39 protein-coding genes and 2 tRNA genes are annotated in these 21,515 nt (G+C 33.3%); 34 read left to right on the top strand and 7 right to left on the bottom strand.

The annotated features are described in order from the left end of the window. The 3 genes from E0D87_RS01180 to E0D87_RS01170 are packed head-to-tail and all read left to right on the top strand — an operon-like array spanning nucleotide 1 to nucleotide 4,973. Complete coding sequence (locus E0D87_RS01180; protein WP_130819036.1) at nucleotides 1–3,420, top strand: penicillin-binding transpeptidase domain-containing protein; 3,420 nt, start codon at nucleotides 1–3, stop codon at nucleotides 3,418–3,420. Between the two features lie 3 nt (nucleotides 3,421–3,423). After that, nucleotides 3,424–4,047, top strand: coding sequence for a hypothetical protein (locus E0D87_RS01175; protein WP_130819035.1), 624 nt, complete (start codon nucleotides 3,424–3,426; stop codon nucleotides 4,045–4,047). Beyond that, the gene (locus E0D87_RS01170) at nucleotides 4,044–4,973 is read left to right on the top strand and encodes a ribonuclease E/G (RefSeq protein WP_130819034.1); all 930 of its coding nucleotides are present in this window, start codon (nucleotides 4,044–4,046) and stop codon (nucleotides 4,971–4,973) included. Before E0D87_RS01175 ends, E0D87_RS01170 begins: the two co-directional genes overlap by 4 nt. Here the strand turns inward: E0D87_RS01170 and E0D87_RS01165 are convergent. Together E0D87_RS01165 and E0D87_RS01160 are read right to left on the bottom strand one after the other, a co-directional pair. Beyond that, nucleotides 4,962–5,219 (bottom strand): GIY-YIG nuclease family protein, encoded by a 258-nt coding sequence (locus tag E0D87_RS01165; RefSeq protein ID WP_130819033.1) that lies wholly within the window; start codon nucleotides 5,217–5,219, stop codon nucleotides 4,962–4,964. The two genes, E0D87_RS01170 and E0D87_RS01165, sit on opposite strands and share 12 nt — an antisense overlap. After that, nucleotides 5,216–5,821 carry a regulatory protein RecX gene (locus tag E0D87_RS01160; RefSeq protein WP_130819032.1) on the bottom strand — a complete coding sequence of 202 codons (606 nt, stop codon included), beginning with the start codon at nucleotides 5,819–5,821 and terminating at the stop codon, nucleotides 5,216–5,218. The genes E0D87_RS01165 and E0D87_RS01160 overlap by 4 nt, the downstream gene beginning before the upstream one ends. A gap of 302 nt (nucleotides 5,822–6,123) precedes the next feature. On the opposite strand from E0D87_RS01160, the gene E0D87_RS01155 reads away from it, so the two are divergent. Both E0D87_RS01155 and E0D87_RS01150 read left to right on the top strand, forming a co-directional pair. Beyond that, nucleotides 6,124–6,200: transfer RNA gene (locus tag E0D87_RS01155), tRNA-His, on the top strand. Between the two features lie 3 nt (nucleotides 6,201–6,203). Next, a tRNA-Leu gene (locus E0D87_RS01150) sits at nucleotides 6,204–6,289 on the top strand. 68 nt (nucleotides 6,290–6,357) lie between these two features. On the opposite strand, the gene E0D87_RS01145 is transcribed toward E0D87_RS01150, so the two are convergent. The 3 genes from E0D87_RS01145 to E0D87_RS01135 all read right to left on the bottom strand — a co-directional run bounded on the left by E0D87_RS01145 (nucleotide 6,358) and on the right by E0D87_RS01135 (nucleotide 9,593). After that, nucleotides 6,358–7,455, bottom strand: coding sequence for a tyrosine-type recombinase/integrase (locus E0D87_RS01145; protein WP_130819031.1), 1,098 nt, complete (start codon nucleotides 7,453–7,455; stop codon nucleotides 6,358–6,360). A gap of 115 nt (nucleotides 7,456–7,570) precedes the next feature. Then, nucleotides 7,571–8,908 carry an SNIPE associated domain-containing protein gene (locus tag E0D87_RS01140; RefSeq protein ID WP_130819030.1) on the bottom strand — a complete coding sequence of 446 codons (1,338 nt, stop codon included), beginning with the start codon at nucleotides 8,906–8,908 and terminating at the stop codon, nucleotides 7,571–7,573. 40 nt (nucleotides 8,909–8,948) lie between these two features. Further along, complete coding sequence (locus tag E0D87_RS01135; protein ID WP_130819029.1) at nucleotides 8,949–9,593, bottom strand: LexA family protein; 645 nt, start codon at nucleotides 9,591–9,593, stop codon at nucleotides 8,949–8,951. 160 nt (nucleotides 9,594–9,753) lie between these two features. On the opposite strand from E0D87_RS01135, the gene E0D87_RS01130 reads away from it, so the two are divergent. Then, complete coding sequence (locus E0D87_RS01130) at nucleotides 9,754–10,098, top strand: hypothetical protein (protein ID WP_130819028.1); 345 nt, start codon at nucleotides 9,754–9,756, stop codon at nucleotides 10,096–10,098. On the opposite strand, the gene E0D87_RS01125 is transcribed toward E0D87_RS01130, so the two are convergent. Continuing rightward, a complete protein-coding gene (locus E0D87_RS01125) occupies nucleotides 10,093–10,341 on the bottom strand; it encodes a hypothetical protein (RefSeq protein ID WP_130819027.1) in 249 nt (82 codons plus the stop codon). The two genes, E0D87_RS01130 and E0D87_RS01125, sit on opposite strands and share 6 nt — an antisense overlap. An 80-nt stretch (nucleotides 10,342–10,421) precedes the next feature. Here E0D87_RS01125 and E0D87_RS01120 point away from each other — a divergent pair, with 80 nt between their 5' ends. Together E0D87_RS01120 and E0D87_RS01115 are read left to right on the top strand one after the other, a co-directional pair. Continuing rightward, a complete protein-coding gene (locus E0D87_RS01120) occupies nucleotides 10,422–10,607 on the top strand; it encodes a helix-turn-helix transcriptional regulator (protein WP_130819026.1) in 186 nt (61 codons plus the stop codon). Nucleotides 10,608–10,616: 9 nt separating this feature from the next. Further along, a complete protein-coding gene (locus E0D87_RS01115; RefSeq protein WP_130819025.1) occupies nucleotides 10,617–10,841 on the top strand; it encodes a hypothetical protein in 225 nt (74 codons plus the stop codon). Here E0D87_RS01115 and E0D87_RS01110 read toward each other — a convergent pair. Next, nucleotides 10,808–11,473, bottom strand: coding sequence for a DUF4145 domain-containing protein (locus E0D87_RS01110; RefSeq protein WP_130819024.1), 666 nt, complete (start codon nucleotides 11,471–11,473; stop codon nucleotides 10,808–10,810). The two genes, E0D87_RS01115 and E0D87_RS01110, sit on opposite strands and share 34 nt — an antisense overlap. Before the next feature lie 56 nt (nucleotides 11,474–11,529). On the opposite strand from E0D87_RS01110, the gene E0D87_RS01105 reads away from it, so the two are divergent. From E0D87_RS01105 to E0D87_RS00990, 26 genes are all read left to right on the top strand, one after another. After that, complete coding sequence (locus E0D87_RS01105; protein ID WP_278044790.1) at nucleotides 11,530–11,772, top strand: helix-turn-helix transcriptional regulator; 243 nt, start codon at nucleotides 11,530–11,532, stop codon at nucleotides 11,770–11,772. 35 nt (nucleotides 11,773–11,807) lie between these two features. Then, complete coding sequence (locus tag E0D87_RS01100) at nucleotides 11,808–12,584, top strand: phage antirepressor (RefSeq protein ID WP_130819023.1); 777 nt, start codon at nucleotides 11,808–11,810, stop codon at nucleotides 12,582–12,584. 11 nt (nucleotides 12,585–12,595) lie between these two features. Further along, on the top strand, nucleotides 12,596–12,799 hold the full coding sequence (locus E0D87_RS01095; protein ID WP_130819022.1) for a hypothetical protein: 204 nt from the start codon (nucleotides 12,596–12,598) through the stop codon (nucleotides 12,797–12,799). Nucleotides 12,800–12,809: 10 nt separating this feature from the next. Next, nucleotides 12,810–13,007, top strand: a complete 198-nt coding sequence (locus E0D87_RS01090) for a hypothetical protein (protein ID WP_130819021.1) — start codon at nucleotides 12,810–12,812, stop codon at nucleotides 13,005–13,007. 57 nt (nucleotides 13,008–13,064) lie between these two features. Further along, a complete protein-coding gene (locus tag E0D87_RS01085) occupies nucleotides 13,065–13,250 on the top strand; it encodes a hypothetical protein (RefSeq protein ID WP_130819020.1) in 186 nt (61 codons plus the stop codon). Then, the gene (locus E0D87_RS01080; protein WP_130819019.1) at nucleotides 13,247–13,519 is read left to right on the top strand and encodes a hypothetical protein; all 273 of its coding nucleotides are present in this window, start codon (nucleotides 13,247–13,249) and stop codon (nucleotides 13,517–13,519) included. Before E0D87_RS01085 ends, E0D87_RS01080 begins: the two co-directional genes overlap by 4 nt. Further along, entirely contained in the window at nucleotides 13,519–14,454 is a 936-nt protein-coding gene (locus tag E0D87_RS01075; protein ID WP_130819018.1) for a YqaJ viral recombinase family nuclease, read from the top strand. Before E0D87_RS01080 ends, E0D87_RS01075 begins: the two co-directional genes overlap by 1 nt. Then, nucleotides 14,447–15,325, top strand: a complete 879-nt coding sequence (locus E0D87_RS01070; protein ID WP_130819017.1) for a recombinase RecT — start codon at nucleotides 14,447–14,449, stop codon at nucleotides 15,323–15,325. The genes E0D87_RS01075 and E0D87_RS01070 overlap by 8 nt, the downstream gene beginning before the upstream one ends. Before the next feature lie 9 nt (nucleotides 15,326–15,334). Continuing rightward, nucleotides 15,335–16,270 carry a phage replisome organizer N-terminal domain-containing protein gene (locus E0D87_RS01065; protein ID WP_130819016.1) on the top strand — a complete coding sequence of 312 codons (936 nt, stop codon included), beginning with the start codon at nucleotides 15,335–15,337 and terminating at the stop codon, nucleotides 16,268–16,270. Further along, nucleotides 16,270–16,443, top strand: coding sequence for a hypothetical protein (locus E0D87_RS09065; protein ID WP_165442717.1), 174 nt, complete (start codon nucleotides 16,270–16,272; stop codon nucleotides 16,441–16,443). The genes E0D87_RS01065 and E0D87_RS09065 overlap by 1 nt, the downstream gene beginning before the upstream one ends. 2 nt (nucleotides 16,444–16,445) lie before the next feature. Then, nucleotides 16,446–16,676 carry a hypothetical protein gene (locus E0D87_RS01060; RefSeq protein WP_130819015.1) on the top strand — a complete coding sequence of 77 codons (231 nt, stop codon included), beginning with the start codon at nucleotides 16,446–16,448 and terminating at the stop codon, nucleotides 16,674–16,676. Beyond that, the gene (locus E0D87_RS01055) at nucleotides 16,677–17,168 is read left to right on the top strand and encodes a single-stranded DNA-binding protein (protein ID WP_130819014.1); all 492 of its coding nucleotides are present in this window, start codon (nucleotides 16,677–16,679) and stop codon (nucleotides 17,166–17,168) included. A 15-nt stretch (nucleotides 17,169–17,183) separates the two neighbouring features. Continuing rightward, nucleotides 17,184–17,378 (top strand): hypothetical protein, encoded by a 195-nt coding sequence (locus E0D87_RS01050; RefSeq protein ID WP_130819013.1) that lies wholly within the window; start codon nucleotides 17,184–17,186, stop codon nucleotides 17,376–17,378. Further along, a complete protein-coding gene (locus E0D87_RS01045) occupies nucleotides 17,378–17,752 on the top strand; it encodes a RusA family crossover junction endodeoxyribonuclease (RefSeq protein ID WP_130819012.1) in 375 nt (124 codons plus the stop codon). The genes E0D87_RS01050 and E0D87_RS01045 overlap by 1 nt, the downstream gene beginning before the upstream one ends. A 44-nt stretch (nucleotides 17,753–17,796) precedes the next feature. After that, complete coding sequence (locus tag E0D87_RS01040) at nucleotides 17,797–18,030, top strand: hypothetical protein (RefSeq protein ID WP_130819011.1); 234 nt, start codon at nucleotides 17,797–17,799, stop codon at nucleotides 18,028–18,030. Continuing rightward, on the top strand, nucleotides 18,030–18,203 hold the full coding sequence (locus E0D87_RS09060; RefSeq protein ID WP_165442716.1) for a hypothetical protein: 174 nt from the start codon (nucleotides 18,030–18,032) through the stop codon (nucleotides 18,201–18,203). The genes E0D87_RS01040 and E0D87_RS09060 overlap by 1 nt, the downstream gene beginning before the upstream one ends. Nucleotides 18,204–18,213: 10 nt before the next feature. Next, nucleotides 18,214–18,621 carry a DUF7448 domain-containing protein gene (locus tag E0D87_RS01035; RefSeq protein WP_130819010.1) on the top strand — a complete coding sequence of 136 codons (408 nt, stop codon included), beginning with the start codon at nucleotides 18,214–18,216 and terminating at the stop codon, nucleotides 18,619–18,621. Nucleotides 18,622–18,650: 29 nt separating this feature from the next. Next, entirely contained in the window at nucleotides 18,651–19,124 is a 474-nt protein-coding gene (locus E0D87_RS01030) for a hypothetical protein (RefSeq protein ID WP_130819009.1), read from the top strand. Continuing rightward, entirely contained in the window at nucleotides 19,121–19,360 is a 240-nt protein-coding gene (locus tag E0D87_RS01025; protein WP_130819008.1) for a defense against restriction DarA-related protein, read from the top strand. Before E0D87_RS01030 ends, E0D87_RS01025 begins: the two co-directional genes overlap by 4 nt. Nucleotides 19,361–19,399: 39 nt before the next feature. After that, nucleotides 19,400–19,585, top strand: a complete 186-nt coding sequence (locus E0D87_RS01020; RefSeq protein WP_130819007.1) for a hypothetical protein — start codon at nucleotides 19,400–19,402, stop codon at nucleotides 19,583–19,585. Continuing rightward, a complete protein-coding gene (locus tag E0D87_RS01015) occupies nucleotides 19,582–19,770 on the top strand; it encodes a hypothetical protein (protein ID WP_130819006.1) in 189 nt (62 codons plus the stop codon). The genes E0D87_RS01020 and E0D87_RS01015 overlap by 4 nt, the downstream gene beginning before the upstream one ends. A gap of 148 nt (nucleotides 19,771–19,918) precedes the next feature. Continuing rightward, on the top strand, nucleotides 19,919–20,308 hold the full coding sequence (locus E0D87_RS01010; RefSeq protein ID WP_130819005.1) for a YopX family protein: 390 nt from the start codon (nucleotides 19,919–19,921) through the stop codon (nucleotides 20,306–20,308). After that, the gene (locus tag E0D87_RS01005) at nucleotides 20,305–20,496 is read left to right on the top strand and encodes a hypothetical protein (protein WP_130819004.1); all 192 of its coding nucleotides are present in this window, start codon (nucleotides 20,305–20,307) and stop codon (nucleotides 20,494–20,496) included. Before E0D87_RS01010 ends, E0D87_RS01005 begins: the two co-directional genes overlap by 4 nt. A gap of 11 nt (nucleotides 20,497–20,507) precedes the next feature. Beyond that, the gene (locus tag E0D87_RS01000) at nucleotides 20,508–20,843 is read left to right on the top strand and encodes a MazG-like family protein (protein ID WP_130819003.1); all 336 of its coding nucleotides are present in this window, start codon (nucleotides 20,508–20,510) and stop codon (nucleotides 20,841–20,843) included. Nucleotides 20,844–20,858: 15 nt separating this feature from the next. Then, nucleotides 20,859–21,179: a hypothetical protein gene (locus tag E0D87_RS00995; RefSeq protein ID WP_130819002.1), complete on the top strand. Its 321-nt coding sequence runs from the start codon at nucleotides 20,859–20,861 to the stop codon at nucleotides 21,177–21,179. Further along, nucleotides 21,176–21,514: a hypothetical protein gene (locus E0D87_RS00990; RefSeq protein ID WP_130819001.1), complete on the top strand. Its 339-nt coding sequence runs from the start codon at nucleotides 21,176–21,178 to the stop codon at nucleotides 21,512–21,514. The genes E0D87_RS00995 and E0D87_RS00990 overlap by 4 nt, the downstream gene beginning before the upstream one ends. Nucleotide 21,515: the final 1 nt, after the last annotated feature.

The following is a 21,515-nucleotide window of genomic DNA, read 5'->3' as shown; positions in this document are numbered from 1 at the left end:
TTGAGAAGAATAAAAGAAAAAAGACTGATTGCCGTCCAAGTTATAGTTGTAATTCTTTTTCTTGCAATAGGGATAAGACTTGCCAAACTAATGCTAGTGCAAGGTGACTATTACAGGGACCTATCAGATAATAGAAAAGTTAAGGAAGTCGACGAAATTGCTAGTCGTGGAAACATATATGATAGGAATGGGAAAGTGCTAGCCACATCTATTCCTTCTTTTGCTGTTCAACTTTACAAAGATCAACTAACAAGTCTAGATGATGAGAAAAAGATAGCAAATATTTCCAAACTAGTAGATATACTAGAAGAAGATGGTGTAAATTACACCGAAGATTATAATATAAAGCTTAATTCATTTGAATATAAGGATGAGAAAACTTATTTTGCTAGTAAAAAGATGCCAATGGATCATGTAGTTGATTTACTAATCGACAATGACCTAGTTAGAGATCTTATAGTTTCAACCTATAGTAAAGATAATATTAATTACGAAACTGCAAATACAGCTCTCCTTGCTCTAAAGAAGAGAGGAATAGATATTCCTTGCCATATAAGCCAAGAAGATGGTGAGCTTTCCATAAGCTTTAAGAAAAATGCTGGTGAGAAACTAAAATCAATAGGAAAAAGTGTAAACTCAGATCCAGTAGATGTTATAGTAGAAGAGATTGGAAATGATAGATCAGTTATTTCATCAATCCTTCAAAACTCTCACGCAAGAAAATTAGCCTATGATATCTTGGAAGAATACGGCCTAACAGAGGATCTAACCATAAAAGATTTTGCTGTAAAATCTGACGAAGATTTCTTAGAAAAGAAGGCAAAACTACACAAACTTTTTGAAAATATAACTAAAGAATCAAAAGCAAGTGATGACTTCTTTGAGATAGTTAAAAACTCAACTATAGAAGATGTACTTACAGAAGCAAGTGTAGATGATAATGGTGAGTATATTATTCCAGCCAATATCCTTATAGAACAACTTGAAAATATGGGAATATATGCTAACTTTGAAACAGAAGTTGTAACAGAAAAAACAGATGACGCAAACAATTATTCAGTTGAAATTAGGTACAAAAATCCTCAAGCAGGTAGTCCTGTAAAAGCTCTAGCAGATTTAGCTGATGAAAAGGGACTTTTAAAGAAACTTATTTTATCAGAAGAAATAAAATATATGGCACAAGATGCCAACACCAAAAATAATATATATCCAAATATAGATATAACTGACGAAGATCCTAATAAATGGATGTATACCTTTGTCAAAGATGAGAAAGATTTCTACACTTATTATGCTCAAAAAGACAAGGCCAACAAGACAGACGATATAGTAGACCTTTTATCAAAGGAAGAAGATGCTAGTAAAATCGTAGCCTATCTTAAAAAAGTAAATAATATAGAAAAATATAGCGACCACGAAGCGATTGGTATTCTAACAATTGACAATAAATTAAATATGCAAGGTAACTACGGATATAGACCTATAAATATTGTCTACAATATCGACGAATCTACAGTTTTAAAAATCGAAGAAAAAATCGACAGGTCAGCAGGTATTGTAGTTGATACTATTCCAATTAGACATTATCCAAATAGGTATTTGGCAAGTCATGTCTTGGGATATATGGGGCCAATTGCAACCGGTGATGAGCTAGACAAATATGTAAATGAGAGAGGATATCTAAGAGATGAGGTCATAGGAAAAACGGGTATTGAAGAATCCTACGAAGATAACCTAAAGGGTAAAAATGGTAGATCTCTAGTTACAGTTGATTCTAATGGTAACAGAAAGCAGACCATATCCCAATCTACATCAGAACCAGGTGATGATGTTTACCTAACTATAGACAAAGACCTCCAAGAGATGGCAGAAAAATCTCTAGAGGAAGTCTTGGCAGCTATAAGGAGCGGGGTTCCGTATGAATCTGAGTATGGAACATTTACTCCGATTAGACCTGCTCCATATGCAGAAAGTGGCGCAGTTGTAGTTACAAATGTCAAAACAGGAGAAGTCCTAGCAATGGCATCCTATCCTCAATATGATCCAAATATTTTCTCAACAGGAATTTCATCTTCCGATTGGGAATCCCTACAAGTTGAGGAAGGAGCAGGGCCACTTGTTCCAAGACCTATGTTAAACATCGCAAGTCAAACAGCAGTAATGCCGGGTTCTACCTTCAAGGTAGTATCAAGCCTTGCAGCTTTGGAAAAAGGACTAGATCCACTTTCTATAAATTATTGTTATGGATTTATGGATATAGGAAATAGAAGATTTTCTTGCCTAATCTGGACAGAAACAGGCAATACTCATGGTGAAGAAAACCTATATGGAGCATTGAGAGATTCATGTAACTATTATTTCTATACACTTGCTCTAGGAAAAAGCCCAAAAGACGGTGATACTCTAGGGGTAAAACTAGAACTAAATGATATAAGAGTAGCTGCAGAAAAACTAGGACTCGATCAAACTACAGGTATAGAGATCAATATTCCTCAAGAAGCTAACGGAAATATTCCATCTATAGGAAAGAAAATAGAAGTAACTAAGTCAATCCTTAGAAAATATCTGGAAAATAACTTGGCTACTTTTATCAAAGATGGAGTCAAAAAGCCTAAAGATGAATTTAAAAAAGATATAGAAGATATTGTTTATTTTGCTGATGACCCAGAAGCTTGGACTAGAGATAAAATAATAGACTTCTTAGATGAAAGAGGCTATGAAGCAGAAGGCATATATGATGGACAAATAGCAGGGCTTGCCGATACAATCAAGTTTACCTACCTGAACCAAGCAAACTGGGATATAACAGATATGTTAAACATCGTCATAGGTCAAGGTCAAAATTCCTATACACCACTTCAGATGAATAGAGTAGTGTCAGCTATAAGTAATGGTGGGTATCTAAACAAATTCACCTTGATTGATAAGATTGCTAACCACGATTCTAAGGAAGTTTTATTCCAAAATGTTCCAGAATCAAGCAAAATCGACATAAAAGATCCTAAATATCTCGAAGATATCAAATACGGAACTATGCTTGTTGCAAAAGATAACTTTACCCTTAGCAAACTACCAATTGATATAGGAGTAAAAACTGGTACAGCGGAGGTTGAAGGAGAAAATGAAGATGGATCTGATTACGAACCATATGCTTGGATGATTGGATTTGCTCCTTATGATGATCCGGAAATAGCCGTTTCAGTTATCATAACCCAAGGAGACAAAAGTTATAATGCTTCTCCAATCATGAGAGATATTATTGCAAAATATTTTGATCTAAAGGTTGATTCATCCGATACAAATCAATCAACAGATGATTTTAACAATGCAGAATACGGAAGAAGTCAAGATTCACTAACACCTGTTGTCGATGATGAGGATAACCTAGAAGAAACTGAAGAAACAAACGAAGGAAATTAATATATGAAAGTATATGTAATAAACTCAAGTGTAGATAAAGATAGGGCGAAGTTTTCTACATGTCTAGCTAATAGGCTCAAAGAAAAAGGAAAAACTCTCCTTGTATCTAGCAAAAGAAGCGAATCAAACATAGAAGATTTTTATGGCAAAGATGGGATGATTACCTATGATTTGGCAGATTATTTCACAGATTTAGCAAGCTTTGACGATGTCTGTGTAAAAGAAGATGACAAGCTAAACTTTATAATTGCGCCTCTCGTTTCAGACAAACACGACATCAAAAAAGAAGATATAGAAAAATTAACTAAAGAGGGCGATTATAAATATGTAGTTTTTGATAAGCTAGATTTAGATTTGATACAAGATAAGAAATCAGTATTTATAGTAGAAGAAAATAAGATTCCAGCTACTATCAAGGAAGATGATTTCTTCCTAAATGGTGTTGGTGCTGACTTTGATGTAAGATTATTCAAAGAAAAAATAGAATCTATAGGAAAAAACTTCCTAGGCGAAGTAAAGCTTGGAGACGGCTTCGACAAAATCATAGACAACCTATTAAATGATAACTATGTAGTAGTTCCAAACCTATCTTTCTTTGAAAAACTAAAGATGAAGTTTAGCAAATGACAGACTTTATATTTATAGACAAAGAAAAAAAGCTTGTAGCTAAAATTGAAGATGGGAGAATCGTAGAAGTAAAATTTTATGATTCTCTTATAGGAAACATCTATAGGGGAAAGGTGACTAATAAAATAGATGCCCTTAATGCTTATTTCATCGAATATGACGAAGGTGAGAGCCTCTATATGACAAGTCCTGTAAGCTACAAGATTGGTGATAATGTTATAGTCCAATATGTAAGAGATCCTGCTAATGGCAAATTAGCCCTAGGATCTCTTAACTTTAAGCTTGAAAATGATAGCTATTATGTAAAAAGATTTCCCCTAGGAAAAAAACCAACCAAGAAAAAAGATAAGAAAAGAAACGACGACTTATTTAATGAATTAGTAGAAGAAAAAGAAAGGCTCATTAGGGAAGAGAAGTTCTATCCTACACCTAAGCTCTTGTACGAGAATTCATATCTTAAAAATTATTTAGAAAAGCAAGGACAAATCGAAATAAGAGAAGGAAATATTAATAACCTATCCGAGTTTAAAGATTGTCTTAACTTTATAAAAGATAGGAGACCATCATACAAGGAATACTCTCTAATTATCGATGAATTAGAAACTCTGACGGTGATTGATGTAAATACTGATAGTAAAAAATCAAAAAATAATAAAGATAAATTCTTGGAAAATATAAATCTAGACCTAATAGATTTTATAGTCTATAACCTTAAATTAAGAAATATTGGTGGGATGGTTGTGATAGATTTTCTAAGAAATAAAAACAGAGAAATAGTCGAAGAAAGCTTTAGAAAAAAGATAGAAGAAATGAATCTTGAAGCTGAAATATTTGGATTTACAGCGATGGGGCTTTTTGAACTAACCATAAAAAGAAGAGGAGATAGTCTAAGAAAAGACCTTGATAAAAGAAATTTACTTTCTTAAATCAAAGTCTGAGACTAAATCCTCTTTTTTCTCTTTACTGAGTTTTTTGATAACACTCTCTAATTTGAGTCCTTCTGACATAGAAGAAACTTCCTTATAATAAACTAATTTAACAGGTCTTCTTCCTCTAGTGTACTTGGCTCCCTTGCCAGAATTGTGGACTTTTAATCTTCTCTTAACATCTGTAGTATAGCCTGTATACAAGGAATTATCCTTACACCTTAGAATATAAACAAAATGACTCACGAGAACAAATCACCTATGACCCTTCCAATAATATCATAGTCAAATCCTTTGGAAGCAAGATGTCTGTAGACCTTGTTCTTATTTTGAAAAGAAAAATCATCACGAGCCTTTAACTTTGCAAAATACATCGCCTTTTCATATTCCACATCATCGTCAATTATATCTAGATTATCTTCAATCATATAATCAGGAATACCCTTAAGCCTTAGCTTGTACTTAATCTTATTCTTTGGCCATCCGCTAATAGAAGACTTATCAGAAATATAGGCTCTGACAAACTCATTATCATCAATCAATTGATAGCTAACTAGAAAATCTAGGACCCTATCAATAATATCAGAATCGTAGCCCTTGTCCTTTAAGATTTTTCTTACTTCAAATGTAGTCTTGTTCGCATAAGATATTCTGGACAGAGTATAGTTTTTTGCTCTGTTATATGAATTCTCATCCAGGATCAACTTATAAGTGTCAAAATCTATCTCATCATCCTTGGAAATCTTCAAATCATTAAACAAGTCATAAGAAATATAAAAAATCTCTCCAGATATATTTATCCTACACAAGTTGTACTTATCAGAATATTCAATCTCCTTTACAATCATAGACCGGCAATAGAATTGTAGGCACTATAGATAATAGGAGCTACCATTGAAATTGCAATAACAATTGCAAAAATTTTAAGTATTGTTTTTCTACCTTTCATAATTCACCTCTTTTTCATATTCTACTACATCTAAGAAAAAAATAAAATTTTAAAAAATACTTGCGCAAAAATAAAAAACGTGGTATTATATTTATTGTTGAGAGAGAGATGTAACAATTAAACAAAGATATTATGAAAATAATTGTTAAAAAAACTTGACAAGCTGTTTTGTAAATGGTATTATGAAATAGTGATGGCTTGGTGGGTATGGTCCAGTTGGTTAAGACACCTGGTTGTGGCCCAGGAGGCCGTGAGTTCGAATCTCACTACTCACCCCATATGCGGGATTGGCGGAATTGGCAGACGCGCTAGACTTAGGATCTAGTGGGAATTTCCCGTGAAGGTTCAACTCCTTTATCCCGCACCAACAAACATTAAGAAGTGTTGAGAAATCAACGCTTCTTTTTTTGTGTGTGGGTAATTTGTGGGTAACTGTCATTTTATCTTAGAAAATTCCTTCCAAATATAGTCGTCTAAATCTTGTATATAAGAATTGGCGGTAATGTTAAAGTTAGTGTGTCCCATAAGTTTTTGTAAAGCTTTATCACTAATTCCTGAGTAGTGGGCGATAGTTGCAAAAGTATATCTACAACTATAAGGGATCTTTTTATTTACTCTTGCATTTTTAAGTGCTGGATAATATATGCTTTTATAAAAAGTTGTATCACTTGGTCTGTAGACTCCGCCATCTTCTTTTTTAGCTTCTATTATATATCCGAGCTTACTTTGGTCTACTAGGTATGCCATGATATCTTTTACCTTAGGGTGTATATACATTTTTCTAGTCCTACCTGCTTCTGTTTTTTCTCCAAAGTCTAGAATTTGATTTGTGTCTAGGTTTATATTTTCAGTCTTTAAGTTTAGATATTCTCCTGTCCTCATACCTGTAAAGATTAAATTAAGCACGTGCATAGCATTAAGATTGTGGGGGATAGATGAGTATAGCTTTTCTATATCTTCTCTTGTAAAGATTTCTTTCTTTCTTCTTATACCTACACCTCCAACTTCAAGATACTTTGATAAGTCTAGCTGGATCATGTCATTTTTTATTGCTATAGTATACACTTTAGATACTAGGTGTTTAAGTCTTTCTATAGATGACTTACTATACTCCATGTGCTTAATCTCTCCGCTTTCTAAAGTCTTGTCGTATCCTTCTAGCTCCATCTGATCCAGTACATCTTGTAAATCAGAATACTTTATATCATGTATACTCATACTATGAACTTCTTCAAATCTTTGGAATGATGTTTCATATCTTCTTTGTGTCTTATCACTTAGCTTTTTATATGAGTTAGTCGCCTTATATCTATCGTATAGCTCTTCAAATGTAATTAGAGGCTTAGGCTCTTGATAATTTATCAAAGCTTCTAGAGCATCATTATAGGTCTTATAGAAGCCTATATCCTTTCTTCCTTTAGCTTTAGGTAGTCTTGCCCTATACTGATTGACTCTAGTTTTGCCTTGGGGTGTGAGCTTAACCCTTTCTATACTACCCGTGCCATTGGGGAGCTTTCTTCTTTTTCTTGCCATCTTGACTCCTTTCTTTTTTACGGTACATTTAAAGAGGATGGGGCAAATATATAATCATTAATTGTCTAGTCCGCAGGTTTTTTAAAGCACCAGGATTTGTCGCCTGGTGCTATTTTTAATTTGTTTCTTTTTCTTCGTCAGATTCAATCATTTTCAAAGTTGCCCAATACTCTTCTGCTTCAAAATCAGGATTGAAGTCGAATGTGAGCTCTTTATGAAGGTCTAATACCTTTTTAATATCTTCTAATTTGATATTGAAAAATTCTTTTCTGTTATTAACTTTATTTAGTCGCTTGCTATCAAAGTATCTGTGTAATTCTGTTTCTAGCTGATAAGCTTGGTAAGAGAAAATCATTGCATGTACATCAAATTTGAAAGGCACTGAGGCAGAAGATAGTTCTTGTATCCTTTGGTAAGGGTCTAACCTTCTTGTAACTCCAATCTTATAAACTTCTTCACCAAAAGACCCGATATTTGAAATTATATATACATAACCAGCTCCAGTATTTTCCACTCGATAATCTATATCAGTTTTTTCATCTTGGAGACCGCTTATTTCTTTTTCTAGTTTTTGTAGCTCTAATCTTAAAGCTTCAATTTCATCATCTTTCGCAGCTAGTAATTTATCATTAACTTTATCTTTAGCAATATTTAAAGCTTCTATTTCTTTATATAGTTTAGCTTGCTTTCTTTCCAACTCTTTTTGAGCTCTTTTATTTTCTGCTTCTTCTTCTCTTTGGATTCTGAGTGCTTCTTTTTCTTCTTCTTTTAGCTTGTAGTACGCATAAGAAGATTCTAACTCTTCAAGTTTTAAATCAAGTAATTTTTCATCAATAGATGTTACGCCTTTAACCAGCCTATTTAACTTATTGTAATTTGTGTGTATTTGATTTTGCCTAGTAGGGTATGATTTAAAAGTTAGTCTACTGAGGTTGTAATCGCAGAAAGTATTGAAAGCATTGTAAAGTAATCTATTTAGCTTATCTAAATTTATTGTAACTTCAGTGGATTTGTTGCTTTTTATTTTTCTGAGTAATTCTGATTCTTTTAGCTTGATATTTTTTAATTTTTCTTTGTAGGTTTCTGATTTTTCAAATTCAAAATCTGTTGGTACTACACCGAAATCAATTGCATTAAGTTTTTTGAATTTATTTTCTAGATCAAAAACCTTATTGGATAAAGAAGTCTCTTTTTCAGATAATAATTTTATTTGCTCGTTAATTTCTTCTGATTTTTCTTTTATTACCTGCATTTTTGTTTCTTCTTTAAATTTCAGATAATCTTTTTTATTAATTTTATATGTATCTTCTAACTCTCTTAATTCTTTTTCTAGTTCACTTTTCTTAGCCTCTAAATTTTTATAACTCTTAAAGCCGCTTTGTATTAATTCTTTCTTATTTGAGATAGCTCTATATATACATAAAATAATTAATATTAAAATAAAAATTTCCACTATTTCCTCCTCTAAATTTTTTAATTAATAATTTTCAACATTATATCATCACAGAATAAACCACTACTTTTCCAATTATTTTAATATTATCATCTATATCGAATATCTTATCGTAGTAATAACTATATGTAGAAAAGGGTTTGAAAATAATTTTATCGCCGTTTCTGTAAAAGAACTTCACTGCGTATTCTTCATCTTTTGTAGCATAAACAACAATATCACCATCTTTTAGGTCGTGAACGCTATCATATTCTAAAATACCAATAGTAGAACCATCAGGAATTATCTTATTCATAGATTCGCCACTTACTTTTAAAAATACAAGTTTTTCATTTCCCGCATATTGCCCTAGGAGTTCATCAGCTACATGTATCCTTGGGGCGTTATTTATACCATCAATAGTGATTGGATTCCCTGCTGCAGCGTAGCTATCGAAATAAGGATAGGTATGCATGTTTTGAGATCGCCCTACAACCTCTATCTTATCTTTAGGCTCTCCTGTAAGTTCACTAATCGATATTTTGTATATCTCAGCTAATCTTTTAAGTTTATTTAGTGGTGGTGTTGTTTTTCCTTGTTCATAATAACCATATGCACTAGTGGACATATCAAGCTTAAAGGCAACATCTTCTTGATTATATCCATTGTCTTTTCTTAATTGTCGTAGTTTATCTTTTATCTCCATTATTATTACTCCTTTTACTTGTATTCTACAATTAAAATAGGTATATAACAACAATTAATAAGTGTATATAGTCCAATAAACACGTAAAAATTTAAAAAAATGTTGACAAAAACAATTAAAACGTGTATTATATAATTAGCAAAACAAGAAAGGGGAAATGATGAGTAAAGAAAACAAAAAAATATCATTAATTGGAAGTAACGAAAATGTAAATATATCTATAGTTATAGATGAGTCTAGCAAAAAGATAAATATTTTAAAAGAAAATGTAAACACCATTTTTCGAGAAACTTTTTACCTTGGTAGTCTAAGGATAGATGATAAGGAGTCTGAAATAAAAATGGAACTAAAAGATGATAATTTATCTATTAAAAATAAAAACAATAGCGGGGTAACTATTGACGCCGATGGAAACATCAAGATTCAACAAATAGATAAAAAAGAAACTAAGGACAATACGCAAGAGTATCATCCTTATGCTTCTTTCGATAAATATGAATTATGATAATTTTATCCCGTGTTGTTCAAGAACTTCCAATGTGGATATTATAGAAATATTTACGCTAGCTTTTATAGTTGTATAAATTGATTCGTAAATAGCTTTAGCTTCATCTTCATTTAAACTCGAGTTGCTAAGTTTGTTTTGAATTTCTTTCAAGTCGCCAGATAGTTGTGTATTAGATTTAGCACTATTATCTAATGAAGAATTGATCCATTTGTTGATGTATTTAGCTAGGTCTTGATTCATAGTTTCACCTCCTTTCCATAAATATAATACTATTATACTACATATAGTAGTTAAATTAAAAAGGAGATACAAGATATAGTATGAAGAAATTAACACAATTAAGATTGAAGAAAAAAGTTACGCAAGAAGAGTTGGGGAAGGCTATTGGAGTGAGTGAGAAAACTATAAGCACTTATGAAACAGGACGCAGAAATTTACCAGTTGATAAAGCTAAGAAGATTGGAGAATATTTTCAAGTTAACTGGTGGCAATTATACGAAGATTAAGAGGAAAATATGAAAGATAATAATTTATTAAATGATTTAGATAAAAGAACAGGAAGTGAGGTTGTTCCAAAAGGAATAAAAGTCACCTCTATTATAGAAGTGACTTATGATATAGAAAATGATTATGATGAGCTTCAAAGGGAGGTAAAGGAGTTTTACACTACGAACGGGAGGTATGTCGGCAAACTTGATACACTTGATCAGTTTGATAAGATAGTGTCTAATCCATCGTGATAATTGATTTCAAAAGATATAAGAAGGACTAGATTTTTTAGAAAATCTCTAAGGTCATCAATGTCTTTAGTTGGATGTAAGGTTCTGATATGAGTTTGGTCGTTGCCCAAGTAATTAGTCATCCTGGCTAGGTTTTGAAGTTTTTCATTATCTATTTTAGAAATAGCATTGTCAAGAGTTAATTTTAAAATTTTATCAGTATCTTTTGGATTGAGAAATATTAAAAAGTCCTTAACTAAGAATTCGATAGATTTTCTATAACCCATACCTGCAATTTGCTTTAAACCTAGCTGATAAGCAGATTCTGATTGAGTGTAGATATCTTCGAAGTATTCAGATATTTCTTTTATATTATTAGGAATATCTAAGTCCACAGTTGGCGAATAGTGATAAGGAACTAAAGTTTGATTTATATTTCCACTTTTATTGCTGTATATATACTCTGCAGCATAAAAGCTAGAGCAGATATGGCATCTGAGTAGTACAGCAAATACCTTTTGACCAGAAGATTTTACAATCTCAGATTTGGTTACTATTGTAGGAACCATCTCTTTGTGGCAATGAGGGCAGACTTTAGGAACATCTAATTCTAGATTATCATAGTATAAAATTGTTGTTGGAATGTTTGTCATTGTTTTCTCCTTAGTGTTTTACTTATATTATACACTAAAGGGGAGATTTGAAGGGGGTGAGTGTTATAATAGATAATAAAAGTAAAGGAAATAATATAAGAGTATATAGGGCTATGAAGAATATTAGCCAGAAAGAATTGGCGGAGGCTGTGGGGCTTACTCAACAGACTATAAGTAGAGCTGAAAATTCTTCAGCTATGAGTCTTACTACCGCTAAGAAAATAGCTGATTATTTTGGGGTTGGTATTGATGATATTTTTTTACCTAAAAATACAATTAATACGTGTATAAGGTCGTGAATTTAAAATTAAAACCTATATAAGTTGGAGGGATAATGAAAGATTTAAAAATTTTTAATAATGAAGAATTTGGAGAAATAAGAACGATTGTAGATGAAAATAGCGAGCCATGGTTTGTAGGTAAAGATGTAGCTGAGATTTTAGAATACAAAGATACTGATGGTGCATTAAGAAAACATGTTGATTCTGAAGATAAGCTAACCCGCCAAATTAGCGGGTCAGGTCAAAAAAGAAAAATGTATGTAATTAATGAATCAGGTTTATACTCCCTAATCTTTTCATCAAAAATGGAGAAAGCCAAAGAATTTAAAAGATGGGTAACCGCAGAGGTCTTACCTGCTATAAGAAGAGATGGCGGATACATGGTGACTAAAAAAGGCGAGAGCGATGAAGAGATCTTGGCAAGGGCAATAATAATTGCAAACAAAAGTATCGAAAGGCTAAAACTGGAAGGAAAGCAAAAAGACCAAATCATAGGAGAGTTAAAACCTAAAGCTGATTATGTAGATAAAATACTACAAAACAAATCACTAATAAAAGTTAGCTCCATAGCTAAAGACTACGGAATGAGTGCCCGACAGATGAATAAACTACTCCACGAGTTAAAAATTCAATACAACCAGGGCGGTCAATGGCTACTATATGCAAATATTCAAGATAAAGGATATACAAGTTCAGAAACTCATGTATACCCTAAAAAAGATGGAACTACAGATGTAAAACTACTTACTAAATGGACTCAAAAAGGAAGAATTTTCCTATATGAAGAGCTTAAGAAAAATGGATACTTACCAATGATAGAAAGAGTTTAAGGAGGACATAAGTGGCAAGAAGTGACTATCTTATAAGCCTACCAGAAGCAAGCGATCGTATGGGTTGGGATGCGGAATCCATGAGGCAAGCTATAAGAAATAACAAATTATCTTTTGCCACAGGATATCAACAGAAAAGTGGCAAGTGGGTGTTTTTAGTAGATAAAAATGCCTTTGAAAAGTGTTTGGCAGGAAATAAAGATTTATTTAAATAAGGAGATGAAAATGACAATGAAATTATTTAGTAGAAAAAACAAAAAAGCAAACAGAAGAAACAAAAGACCAGAGTTAAAAGTAGTAGAAGGGATTGATTTAAGAAGCAGAAAAAGAGAGCATAAGAAAATTTGTGGATATATAAGAGAGATGTTTCCAGAAGATGCTGGAGTATATGAAGACAATAAAAAAGCCCCTAGCACATACTAAGGGACATATAAAATAAGCTATGTAAGGATTATACCTTATAGCTAAGAAGGAGTAAAGATGAATTTTAAAAGAAGATGCGAATTTGCGGATGCCATACAATCTCTAAAAATTGAGGATTTGAAGAATTTAAGAGATTGGCTAAAAACTAAAACTAGTGAAGATAGCAGAGAAGACAAGATAGAAATTATTGAAGTTGTAATTGAAGGTAAAGAAACGCTACTAAGAGGAGCAAATAGGCTATGAAAGTTAAATTTACAAAGATCCTATATGTAGAAGATGAAGTAGATATCCCGCTACAAGCTATAGAAGAAGGCTACGACGGGGATATAGAAGAGGCTTTGAAAGAAAGATTTCAAGTTTCCGAAAACTGTAAGATAAAAGATATTGAATTCGAGGATATCGAAGAGGGCGAACTAGATGAAGACGATAAGGCTTACCTTAGAAGGATAGATGAGGAAGAGAAAGAAGACGAAAGAATTCTGAAAGAACAATACTATAAGGGGCTTATGTAATGGAGAAAATCGCTAATGTTTCAACACTTACCCGTGAAGAATGGCTTGAACTTAGAAAAAAAGGAATAGGTGGATCAGATGCAGCTGCCGCCTGTGGACTCAATCCATGGAAATCTAAAGCCCAGCTATATTTTGAAAAGACGGGTCAAGTCACAAAAGATATAGACAATGAGATTTTAAGACAGGGACGAGACCTTGAAGACTATGTAGCAAAAAGATTTACAGAAGCTACAGGCAAGAAAGTAAGGCGAAATAATTTTATGATGGTAGATACAGACCATCCTTATCTACTAGCTGATATAGATAGGGAAGTAGTAGGAGAAAACGCCATCCTAGAGTGTAAAACTACAAGCCCATACGCAAAAAACAAGTGGGATGATGGAGCAATACCAATAAACTATGAACTACAATGCCACCACTACATGATGGTAACAGGGGCTGAAAAATGTTATATAGCTTGCTTGATATTCTCAACTGATTTCATCATAAGAGAAATTCCAAGAGATGAAGAAGTTATCGAGATGTTAAAATCCCAAGAAATAGATTTTTGGGAAAACTACGTGCTAAAAGGAGAGATTCCAGCACCAGACGGGACAAGCGAATACGATAAAGCTTTAAAAGAAAGATTTAAAGGCGGCCAAGAAGAAGAGGTAAGCCTTGAAGTAGATAAGACAGACTATGAGGCTTACAAGGAGAGAAAAGACCTTATAAAGACCCTAGAAGCAGACAATAAAGAGTTTGAACAGAAGATCAAACTACAGCTAAAGGATAACAACTTTGGGTCTAATGACTTCATATCTGTATCATATAAGCCTTATGTAAGTAACAGATTTGACAGTAAGAAATTTAAGGAAAAAGAGCCAAATTTATACAAAGAATATACAAGACAATCAGAGTACAGGAGATTTTCTATAAAGGAGACGGCAAATGACTAACGCAAAAAATGCACTAAAGAAAAACACACAAAACAAACCAGCGAACACCAAGCAAGACACAGTAAGGGACTTACTGATGAGTATGAAGGGAGAAATCCAAAATGCTCTACCTAGCTACTTACCTGTGGATAAGTTCGTAAGAACTGCTTTGACAGCTATAAGCTCTAATCCTAAGCTTGCTAATTGTACCCAGCAAAGCTTACTTGCCGCAATTATGAACTCAGCACAATTAGGACTAGAGTTTAACACACCACTTGGCGAGTCTTATCTAATTCCTTATGGAAATACCGTAAACTTCCAAGTTGGATATCAAGGACTTTTAAAGCTTGCTTACAACACGGGGCAATTTAAAAGAATTACTGCAAGAGAAGTGAGGGAGAATGAAGATTTCACAATCAATTATGGGACAGGAGAGATAAGCCACAAACCTTGTCTAACTGGCGATAGTGGAGAAGTTATAGGCTACTACGCCATTTATCAAACCAAAGATGGTGGGCAAGATGTTTTCTACATGTCAAAAAAAGATGCAGAGACCTACGGAAAGAAATTCTCTAAAAGTTACCACAGTGGACCATGGAAGACCAACTTCGACTCCATGGCAAAGAAATCATGCTTAATACAAGTCCTAAAATACGCTCCTAAAGCGATTGAGTCTCAAGGTCTAACCCAAGCTATGACTTTTGACAATGCGAGCTTTAAAGACAGCGTCAAAGGCTCTGATGGGGATAGAGAATTCAAAGTCGACTATGAAGTAGTGGCAGAAGATGTGCCAGATAATGTTGACCCAAAGACTAGAGAAATAATTGAGGATAAGAAAGACAGCAAACAAGATGACTTCTTCGGAGATGACTTTGTGCCAGTTGAGGAATAGGAGGTCTATTTGAGTGATAAAAAAAGGTATTACTGGTTGAAATTACCAGAAGACTTTTACGATGATGACACAATCCAATGGATTGAAGACCAAGAAAACGGAGCGGCTTATGTAAATTTCTACTTAAAGCTGCTCCTAAAGAGCCTATCAGATGATGGCAGACTTATAAGATATGTTGGGCAAAGACTTATGCCTTATGATGTGAAATCTCTTGCAAGGCTGACTAATACTGACACAGACACAGTTAGAGTCGCCCTAGAGCTTTTTGTAAATATCGGTCTTGTAGAAAGATTAGATACTGGAGAACTCTACATGAATCAAATTGATGAGATGATAGGCTCAGAAACACAAGCAGCTACTAGAATGCGAAAGATGAGAGCTAGAAAATCTATAGACGTTGAAAACAAGAGGAAACTCCCTACTCTAAATAGCGATGAGCGTAACAATGTTACAGATAAGCGTAACAATGTTCAAAAATGTTACACAGATATAAGAGATAGAGATATAGAGATTAGAGATAGATATAGAGATAAAGATATAGAGACTGAGAAAAAGTCGATGAACTCATCTCAAATCAAGCAAATAATTAGTTTGTGGAACTCTCTAGATAATAACATCCCAAAGGTAACTGCCTTAAATGCTGGCACTAAGAGATATAAACTGCTAACTGCAAGAATAAATGAATACGGGATTGATGATGTAATCAAAGCAATAAAAAATATAAGACAATCAAGGTTTTTACAAGGATATGTAAATGACTTTGCTATAACTTTTGATTGGTTTGTAAGACCTAACAATTTTGTAAAAGTCCTAGAAGGCAACTACACAGACAAAAAACCAGCTAGAAAGCCTAATAGCTACGAAAACACGAGTGATGCTGGAGGCGGTATATCTGAGTCTACTAGAAAGCAGTTTGAAGAAATCAAAAGAGAAATGGGGATGTGATGGAAAATCAAGACATAAGAGCCAGATCCAAACTTAGAGATATAAAAAGACTTAGAGCAATAATTGGGATGATGGAGGATGGCGAGATTGAAGCCACTCCTCAACAAATAGCGGTAAGGAAAACTAACTTAAAAGAGATGATGGCAAAATATCAAAAGGAGTATGTGAGATAACTATGAAAATTGAATTTACTAATGACGAAATGGCAGTACTAACAGCTATTATTCTTGCAATGAGCGAGGATGTGGAAAAAGGAATGTTTGACCAAGAAGACGTCGAAATGGCTGAAAGGGCTCAAAAATCATTCACAAGCTTATCAAATAAAGTCCTAATGGCTAACTTTAAGCTGGTAGCAGAGATGTCAGAAGGTGTTATGGATGCAGAGATATTAGACGAGGAGGAATAGGTGAACTCAGTAAATCTAATCGGTCGCTTAGTCAGAGACCCAGAACTAAGATATACACAAAGTCAACAAGCGGTATGTACCTTTACACTTGCTGTAGATAAGGGACTATCAAGAGATAAAAGGCAAGAAATGGAGTCGGCGGGTAAGCCTACCGCTGACTTCCCAAGGATTATGGTCTTCGGCAAGATGGCAGAAAATACAAGCACTTACCTAAGTAAAGGCAGTCAATGTGCAGTTATTGGAAGAGTTCAGACAGGATCCTACCTAGATAGGGAAACAGGTAAGACAGTTTACACTACTGACATAATCGCAGATAGAGTTGAGTTCCTAGATAGTCGAAACAACGCACAGAATAACGCAGGAGCGATGAGAGGACAAAACAGGAGTAATTATACCAACGATGGTGGCGATTTTAATACAGGGCAAAATACGGACGATTTCTTTGAAGATGATTTCCAGGAAATAGAAGACGATGGAAGAATTCCGTTCTAAAGCAAGTGAGGAGTTATGAAGGACATAAACAATATTGAAAAAATCAAAATGGATACTGTGATAGCTGATTACAAGATGGGAAATTCTTGGGAAAATAATTTTTTTAAGAAAAAGGCTTGTAAAAATATAGATAAAGTAATAGCTAACAATTTTTTAGAATTAATTGAGGAGATAAGAGAACAGAACTCAGCAAGTGAGGCGGAGGATTGATGAAATTAGTTTTATATGGCAATCCAGCCACTAAGAAAAACTCAATGCAGATCTTCAAAAACTCTAGGACAGGGCAACCTTTCTTGACTCAGTCCAAGAGATACAAGGACTACGCAATAGACTGCGGAAGGCAAATAACGGGCAAGTATAAGAAGAAAATAGACTACCCGATTAACCTTAAATGCGTGTACTACAGAAAGACCAAGCACAGGGTAGACCTAACAAACTTACTTGCTGCGACTTGCGATATTCTTTCGGATTGTGGAGTTATCGAGGATGACAACTGCAAGATTGTAGTTTCCCATGATGGATCAAGGGTCAAATACGACAAAGAATGTCCTAGAGTTGAGATTGAAATAGAAAAAGCTGAATAAATAAAGATTTAATATGAATATATGTATAAATTAAGAGGAGAAAAATGCACGTTAAAAGGATACCAGATATACCAAAAAATAAAGTGAGGCCAGACTTAGAATTGGGAGAGAGTTATAAATTACAAGTGAGCCAAGGGGATAATAGAAAGTCTGATAAAAAGCAGGATACAAAGCTTATATATCTAGATGAGAAGATAGCGGTATTTGACAATGGCAAATACAAAAACTGCCAGATGATAAAGAATTACAAAGTATTTTGGGAAGCATGGAGGATATGATGACACCAAGTGCAATTAAGGCAATAAATTTGATTATGATTCTTTTAGCAGGATCAAGAATAGCGAGCTTATGTGAAAAGAAAGAAGCTAAGAAGTGGATAGATATCTTCACACTAATAGCGATAGCAAGATATTTGTTTGTTATGTATAGGCAATGGGCGTATTTGGGATAAGGAGGAAGAAATGTGTTACGAAGAATTTGAGTATAAAGACAAAAAAGAAATGGTTGATAGGCTTGTAGGCAGAAGAATAACTGAATGGAGCAAGGATCATTTAAAGCTAGATGACGGGTCTATCATAACTATCGAAATGACAGATTATGATTGCTGTGCTATGGCTTACGGAGAGTTTAAAGATGTTAAATTAGAAGCTGTTATTACTGATATAAGATTTAATAAACCTGCTTTAAATTACTATGGTGGAGAGGAAACATCTACTACGCAAGAAGTGGTATTTATCCACAATCAAAACAAAATAGCACAAGCGGATTTATATGCTGATAACGGAAATGGAGATTATTACTATTCTGTATGTGCATTTAAAATTAAAGGTATTTATTATGCACCTTTATATAGTAGAGATGGGGAATAAGGTTCAAATTTTAAAGAAATGGAGTAGATATGAAAATTGATGAATTAAAGAAAATTGCTAAAGAAAATGATTATAAATTAAAAGAAAAAAAAGAAACTAAAGAAATTACATTGGAAAGGAAAGTGACTTATGACGGTTTAATTTCAAATGTTATTACAATAAGTTTAATTATTAAAAATCTAATTTTTATTGAAAATGAATATTGTGATGATAAAGATGTAAAAATGATAAAAGCAGCAGTTGAGTTTGCTGAAACACCCCCAGAGGATAGGGAAGAGATAAAAAAATATTTTTATGAGCATAATTCTATGAAAACAAAAGGTGGCAATCCAACTTATCTAGCAATTAAGCAAAGGCCAAGTATAAGCTATCCTGTATTGCAAGGGTCAAGTAAAGATGTATTTGAGTACAAGGTAGAATTTACAGATGATGAAATAGAAATATTCAAAAAAGAATACGGAATATGTTTAGATAATTTTGAAAAGAACGATGTGGAAGAATGAGTTTCACAGACTATTACATCTACGGTATGAAAGCGAGACCTTTTAGTATTGGTTGTCAGCCTATGGAGGGACTTATGAGCTCAAATGCTTTTAAATTGTTAAAGATAGATTTAGATCAGGTTAGTATGAAATATCACGACACATTGTTATACGATAGGAAATTAACTGATAAAGAACTATATGACTACGAATTAGAATTTTTAGGGATACACAGGGAGCTTCAAATAAAAGTTTAATACAGATTTGGCTGATTTTAAAGAAGTTGAGGTTGGAGAATGAAAATTGATTTAACAATGTCTGATATAGGACAAATACAACGTTTGATTAAGCAAAGGAAAACATCTATATTTGGTTGGGCTAAGAAATATGATGCTGGTTATTTAAGTGAGGAAAGCGAATTAGAAATTGAAACATTGAATGAACTATACGATAAATTATTGGACTATAGGAAAGATATATGAAAGTAAAAGAACTTATAGATAGGTTGAACAAGATGGACCCAGATAAGGAAGTTATGGGTTACTGGTTTGACTGGAAAAGCGGAGATTGTGTAAAAAAACATTTATTTGAAATAGGTTTTTGTTTTGATAAAAGCGAAGTGTATCTAAACTTAGAAAAAACTAAAGAGGTCGAGGCTGAGGAATAGAATATGAACTTCTTAAAATTAATAGCATTAGCTCTACTAGTTTTCATTGCGTTAGTGTTGATTGTAACATTTATGTGGTTAGCAGCTTTGATAGCCGCTAAGCTTATAGAATTTGTTTACGATTTGTTGTGGTAAAAGAGGAGAAAGAATGAAGTTTAGAATTTGGGATAAAGAAGCTAAATATCTTGATTATGATGTAAGAATAACTAGTACGGATAAGTATGAAAAGGTTGAAGTTTTAGATGCTTTTTCTGAATGGACAGAAATTGAAGAACCAGGATATATTTTAATGAGAGGTATTGGTGTGAAAGACAGAGACGGACATGAAATATACGAAGGTGATATCTTGACTGATGAAGGTTATTTTGAAAATGACTATTGGGATTATGCAAGGATTTGTTTTGACAAAGATGAGTATACTTACTGTATTGTTTGGAAAGATGAAGGAATTGTTGAATCCATTACTAATTGTGGTGATTATGCAATAGCAGGAAATATATATGAAGATAAAGAATTACTAGATAGGGTGGAAGAATGAAAGTAAAAGATTTTTTAGAATGGTTTGAATATTTTGATCCTGAAAAAGAATTGAAATTTGAACTATTTGAAGAAATTGTTGACATAAATGGAAATTATAGGGAAAGATGGACTGAATTAAGTGCTGAAGAATTGAATTGTATTGATGAAGACGGAAATGTGCATTTAACACTTGCGTGGTGTGATTGAAAGGATAAAAGATGACGTTTGAAGATTTACAAAAACTAACTTTGGAGTGGGCAGATGATAAGGATTTGCTCCATAGTGAAAATGCGAATACGCAGTTTATGAAGTTTATCGAAGAAGTGTTTGAGTTTAAGACTGAATTTGATATCAGCTACTATCAAGGTGAAGTAAGCAAAAACTTTTGGGATAACTTAAATTTAGAAATGGGAGACATCTTTGTAACTCTTATAATTTTATGCAAGCAATTAGGCTTAGATCCTCTTATGTGCCTTGATATGGCGTACAGAAAGATTAGCAAAAGGACTGGAAAGACTATAAATGGGCAATTTTACAAAAGCGAGGACTTATAACCTTAGGAGGTGTTTATGTTGGACGTTGAGAAGTTAAGGCAAGAACGCGAGAAAGCTTTTGATGCGTGGTTTGAGAAATGGTGGAAAAAAGAATGTCTAGAAAAAAAGATAAAAAAAGCTAATCAGAATGGATTTACAGGTCTTGATGTTGTATTTAGTAATTATAATATAGAAGAACAAAGATGGATGCGTAAGCGTAAATTTTTGTCAAAATTACAGGATATGTTACCTGACCTTGATGTAGATTTTAAATATGCAAAAAATATATTTACTAATAGCAGATTTCTGTATGGGATAACGATCAATTGGGAAATTTCTAAAAGTGAGGACTTATGAATAGGCAAACAAGAAGGCGACTTAATAAGGATCCTGTAGAAAGGGCGGAGTATTTCTATGACCGACAACTAGCACAAAAAACACTCTTGATGATTTATATCCCTTTACTCTATATGAGGAAAAATTATGGATTTGGTAAAAAAAGGCTAGGAGATATGGCGGAAGGGTGTGTAGACATACTGGGTAGCATTTTGTCAAAAGATATAAGCTTTGATGATATTAGCGATACTATTTTTGAAGAAACAGGCGTGAGAGTGAGCCGTGGCGGACTGGATTTATATATATCCAAAGAAGTAATAGATGAAAATAAAAAAGGTTTGAGAATTAGGGGATGAA

The organism is Anaerococcus vaginimassiliensis, assembly GCF_900626155.1.
GTDB lineage: Bacteria > Bacillota > Clostridia > Tissierellales > Peptoniphilaceae > Anaerococcus > Anaerococcus vaginimassiliensis.
The sequence above is the reverse complement of the archived record's forward strand: the minus strand, read 5'-3'. Positions and strand labels throughout refer to the sequence as shown.

What these genes read in the sequence shown, in the direction of transcription:
- E0D87_RS01075 (WP_130819018.1), top strand. Translation starts at nt 13,519, where the DNA reads ATGGAGAAAATCGCTAATGTTTCAACACTTACCCGTGAAGAATGGCTT.
- E0D87_RS01070 (WP_130819017.1), top strand. Translation starts at nt 14,447, where the DNA reads ATGACTAACGCAAAAAATGCACTAAAGAAAAACACACAAAACAAACCA.
- E0D87_RS01130 (WP_130819028.1), top strand. Translation starts at nt 9,754, where the DNA reads ATGAGTAAAGAAAACAAAAAAATATCATTAATTGGAAGTAACGAAAAT.
- E0D87_RS01125 (WP_130819027.1), bottom strand. Translation starts at nt 10,341, where the DNA reads ATGAATCAAGACCTAGCTAAATACATCAACAAATGGATCAATTCTTCA.
- E0D87_RS00990 (WP_130819001.1), top strand. Translation starts at nt 21,176, where the DNA reads ATGAATAGGCAAACAAGAAGGCGACTTAATAAGGATCCTGTAGAAAGG.
- E0D87_RS01025 (WP_130819008.1), top strand. Translation starts at nt 19,121, where the DNA reads ATGAGTTTCACAGACTATTACATCTACGGTATGAAAGCGAGACCTTTT.
- E0D87_RS09060 (WP_165442716.1), top strand. Translation starts at nt 18,030, where the DNA reads ATGACACCAAGTGCAATTAAGGCAATAAATTTGATTATGATTCTTTTA.
- E0D87_RS01010 (WP_130819005.1), top strand. Translation starts at nt 19,919, where the DNA reads ATGAAGTTTAGAATTTGGGATAAAGAAGCTAAATATCTTGATTATGAT.
- E0D87_RS01085 (WP_130819020.1), top strand. Translation starts at nt 13,065, where the DNA reads ATGAATTTTAAAAGAAGATGCGAATTTGCGGATGCCATACAATCTCTA.
- E0D87_RS01110 (WP_130819024.1), bottom strand. Translation starts at nt 11,473, where the DNA reads ATGACAAACATTCCAACAACAATTTTATACTATGATAATCTAGAATTA.
- E0D87_RS01060 (WP_130819015.1), top strand. Translation starts at nt 16,446, where the DNA reads ATGAAAATTGAATTTACTAATGACGAAATGGCAGTACTAACAGCTATT.
- E0D87_RS00995 (WP_130819002.1), top strand. Translation starts at nt 20,859, where the DNA reads ATGTTGGACGTTGAGAAGTTAAGGCAAGAACGCGAGAAAGCTTTTGAT.
- E0D87_RS01160 (WP_130819032.1), bottom strand. Translation starts at nt 5,821, where the DNA reads ATGATTGTAAAGGAGATTGAATATTCTGATAAGTACAACTTGTGTAGG.
- E0D87_RS01000 (WP_130819003.1), top strand. Translation starts at nt 20,508, where the DNA reads ATGACGTTTGAAGATTTACAAAAACTAACTTTGGAGTGGGCAGATGAT.
- E0D87_RS01030 (WP_130819009.1), top strand. Translation starts at nt 18,651, where the DNA reads ATGAAAATTGATGAATTAAAGAAAATTGCTAAAGAAAATGATTATAAA.
- E0D87_RS01035 (WP_130819010.1), top strand. Translation starts at nt 18,214, where the DNA reads ATGTGTTACGAAGAATTTGAGTATAAAGACAAAAAAGAAATGGTTGAT.
- E0D87_RS01005 (WP_130819004.1), top strand. Translation starts at nt 20,305, where the DNA reads ATGAAAGTAAAAGATTTTTTAGAATGGTTTGAATATTTTGATCCTGAA.
- E0D87_RS01045 (WP_130819012.1), top strand. Translation starts at nt 17,378, where the DNA reads ATGAAATTAGTTTTATATGGCAATCCAGCCACTAAGAAAAACTCAATG.
- E0D87_RS01050 (WP_130819013.1), top strand. Translation starts at nt 17,184, where the DNA reads ATGAAGGACATAAACAATATTGAAAAAATCAAAATGGATACTGTGATA.
- E0D87_RS01040 (WP_130819011.1), top strand. Translation starts at nt 17,797, where the DNA reads ATGCACGTTAAAAGGATACCAGATATACCAAAAAATAAAGTGAGGCCA.
- E0D87_RS01145 (WP_130819031.1), bottom strand. Translation starts at nt 7,455, where the DNA reads ATGGCAAGAAAAAGAAGAAAGCTCCCCAATGGCACGGGTAGTATAGAA.
- E0D87_RS01015 (WP_130819006.1), top strand. Translation starts at nt 19,582, where the DNA reads ATGAAAGTAAAAGAACTTATAGATAGGTTGAACAAGATGGACCCAGAT.
- E0D87_RS01080 (WP_130819019.1), top strand. Translation starts at nt 13,247, where the DNA reads ATGAAAGTTAAATTTACAAAGATCCTATATGTAGAAGATGAAGTAGAT.
- E0D87_RS01100 (WP_130819023.1), top strand. Translation starts at nt 11,808, where the DNA reads ATGAAAGATTTAAAAATTTTTAATAATGAAGAATTTGGAGAAATAAGA.
- E0D87_RS01120 (WP_130819026.1), top strand. Translation starts at nt 10,422, where the DNA reads ATGAAGAAATTAACACAATTAAGATTGAAGAAAAAAGTTACGCAAGAA.
- E0D87_RS01115 (WP_130819025.1), top strand. Translation starts at nt 10,617, where the DNA reads ATGAAAGATAATAATTTATTAAATGATTTAGATAAAAGAACAGGAAGT.
- E0D87_RS01170 (WP_130819034.1), top strand. Translation starts at nt 4,044, where the DNA reads ATGACAGACTTTATATTTATAGACAAAGAAAAAAAGCTTGTAGCTAAA.
- E0D87_RS01175 (WP_130819035.1), top strand. Translation starts at nt 3,424, where the DNA reads ATGAAAGTATATGTAATAAACTCAAGTGTAGATAAAGATAGGGCGAAG.
- E0D87_RS01135 (WP_130819029.1), bottom strand. Translation starts at nt 9,593, where the DNA reads ATGGAGATAAAAGATAAACTACGACAATTAAGAAAAGACAATGGATAT.
- E0D87_RS09065 (WP_165442717.1), top strand. Translation starts at nt 16,270, where the DNA reads ATGGAAAATCAAGACATAAGAGCCAGATCCAAACTTAGAGATATAAAA.
- E0D87_RS01090 (WP_130819021.1), top strand. Translation starts at nt 12,810, where the DNA reads ATGACAATGAAATTATTTAGTAGAAAAAACAAAAAAGCAAACAGAAGA.
- E0D87_RS01020 (WP_130819007.1), top strand. Translation starts at nt 19,400, where the DNA reads ATGAAAATTGATTTAACAATGTCTGATATAGGACAAATACAACGTTTG.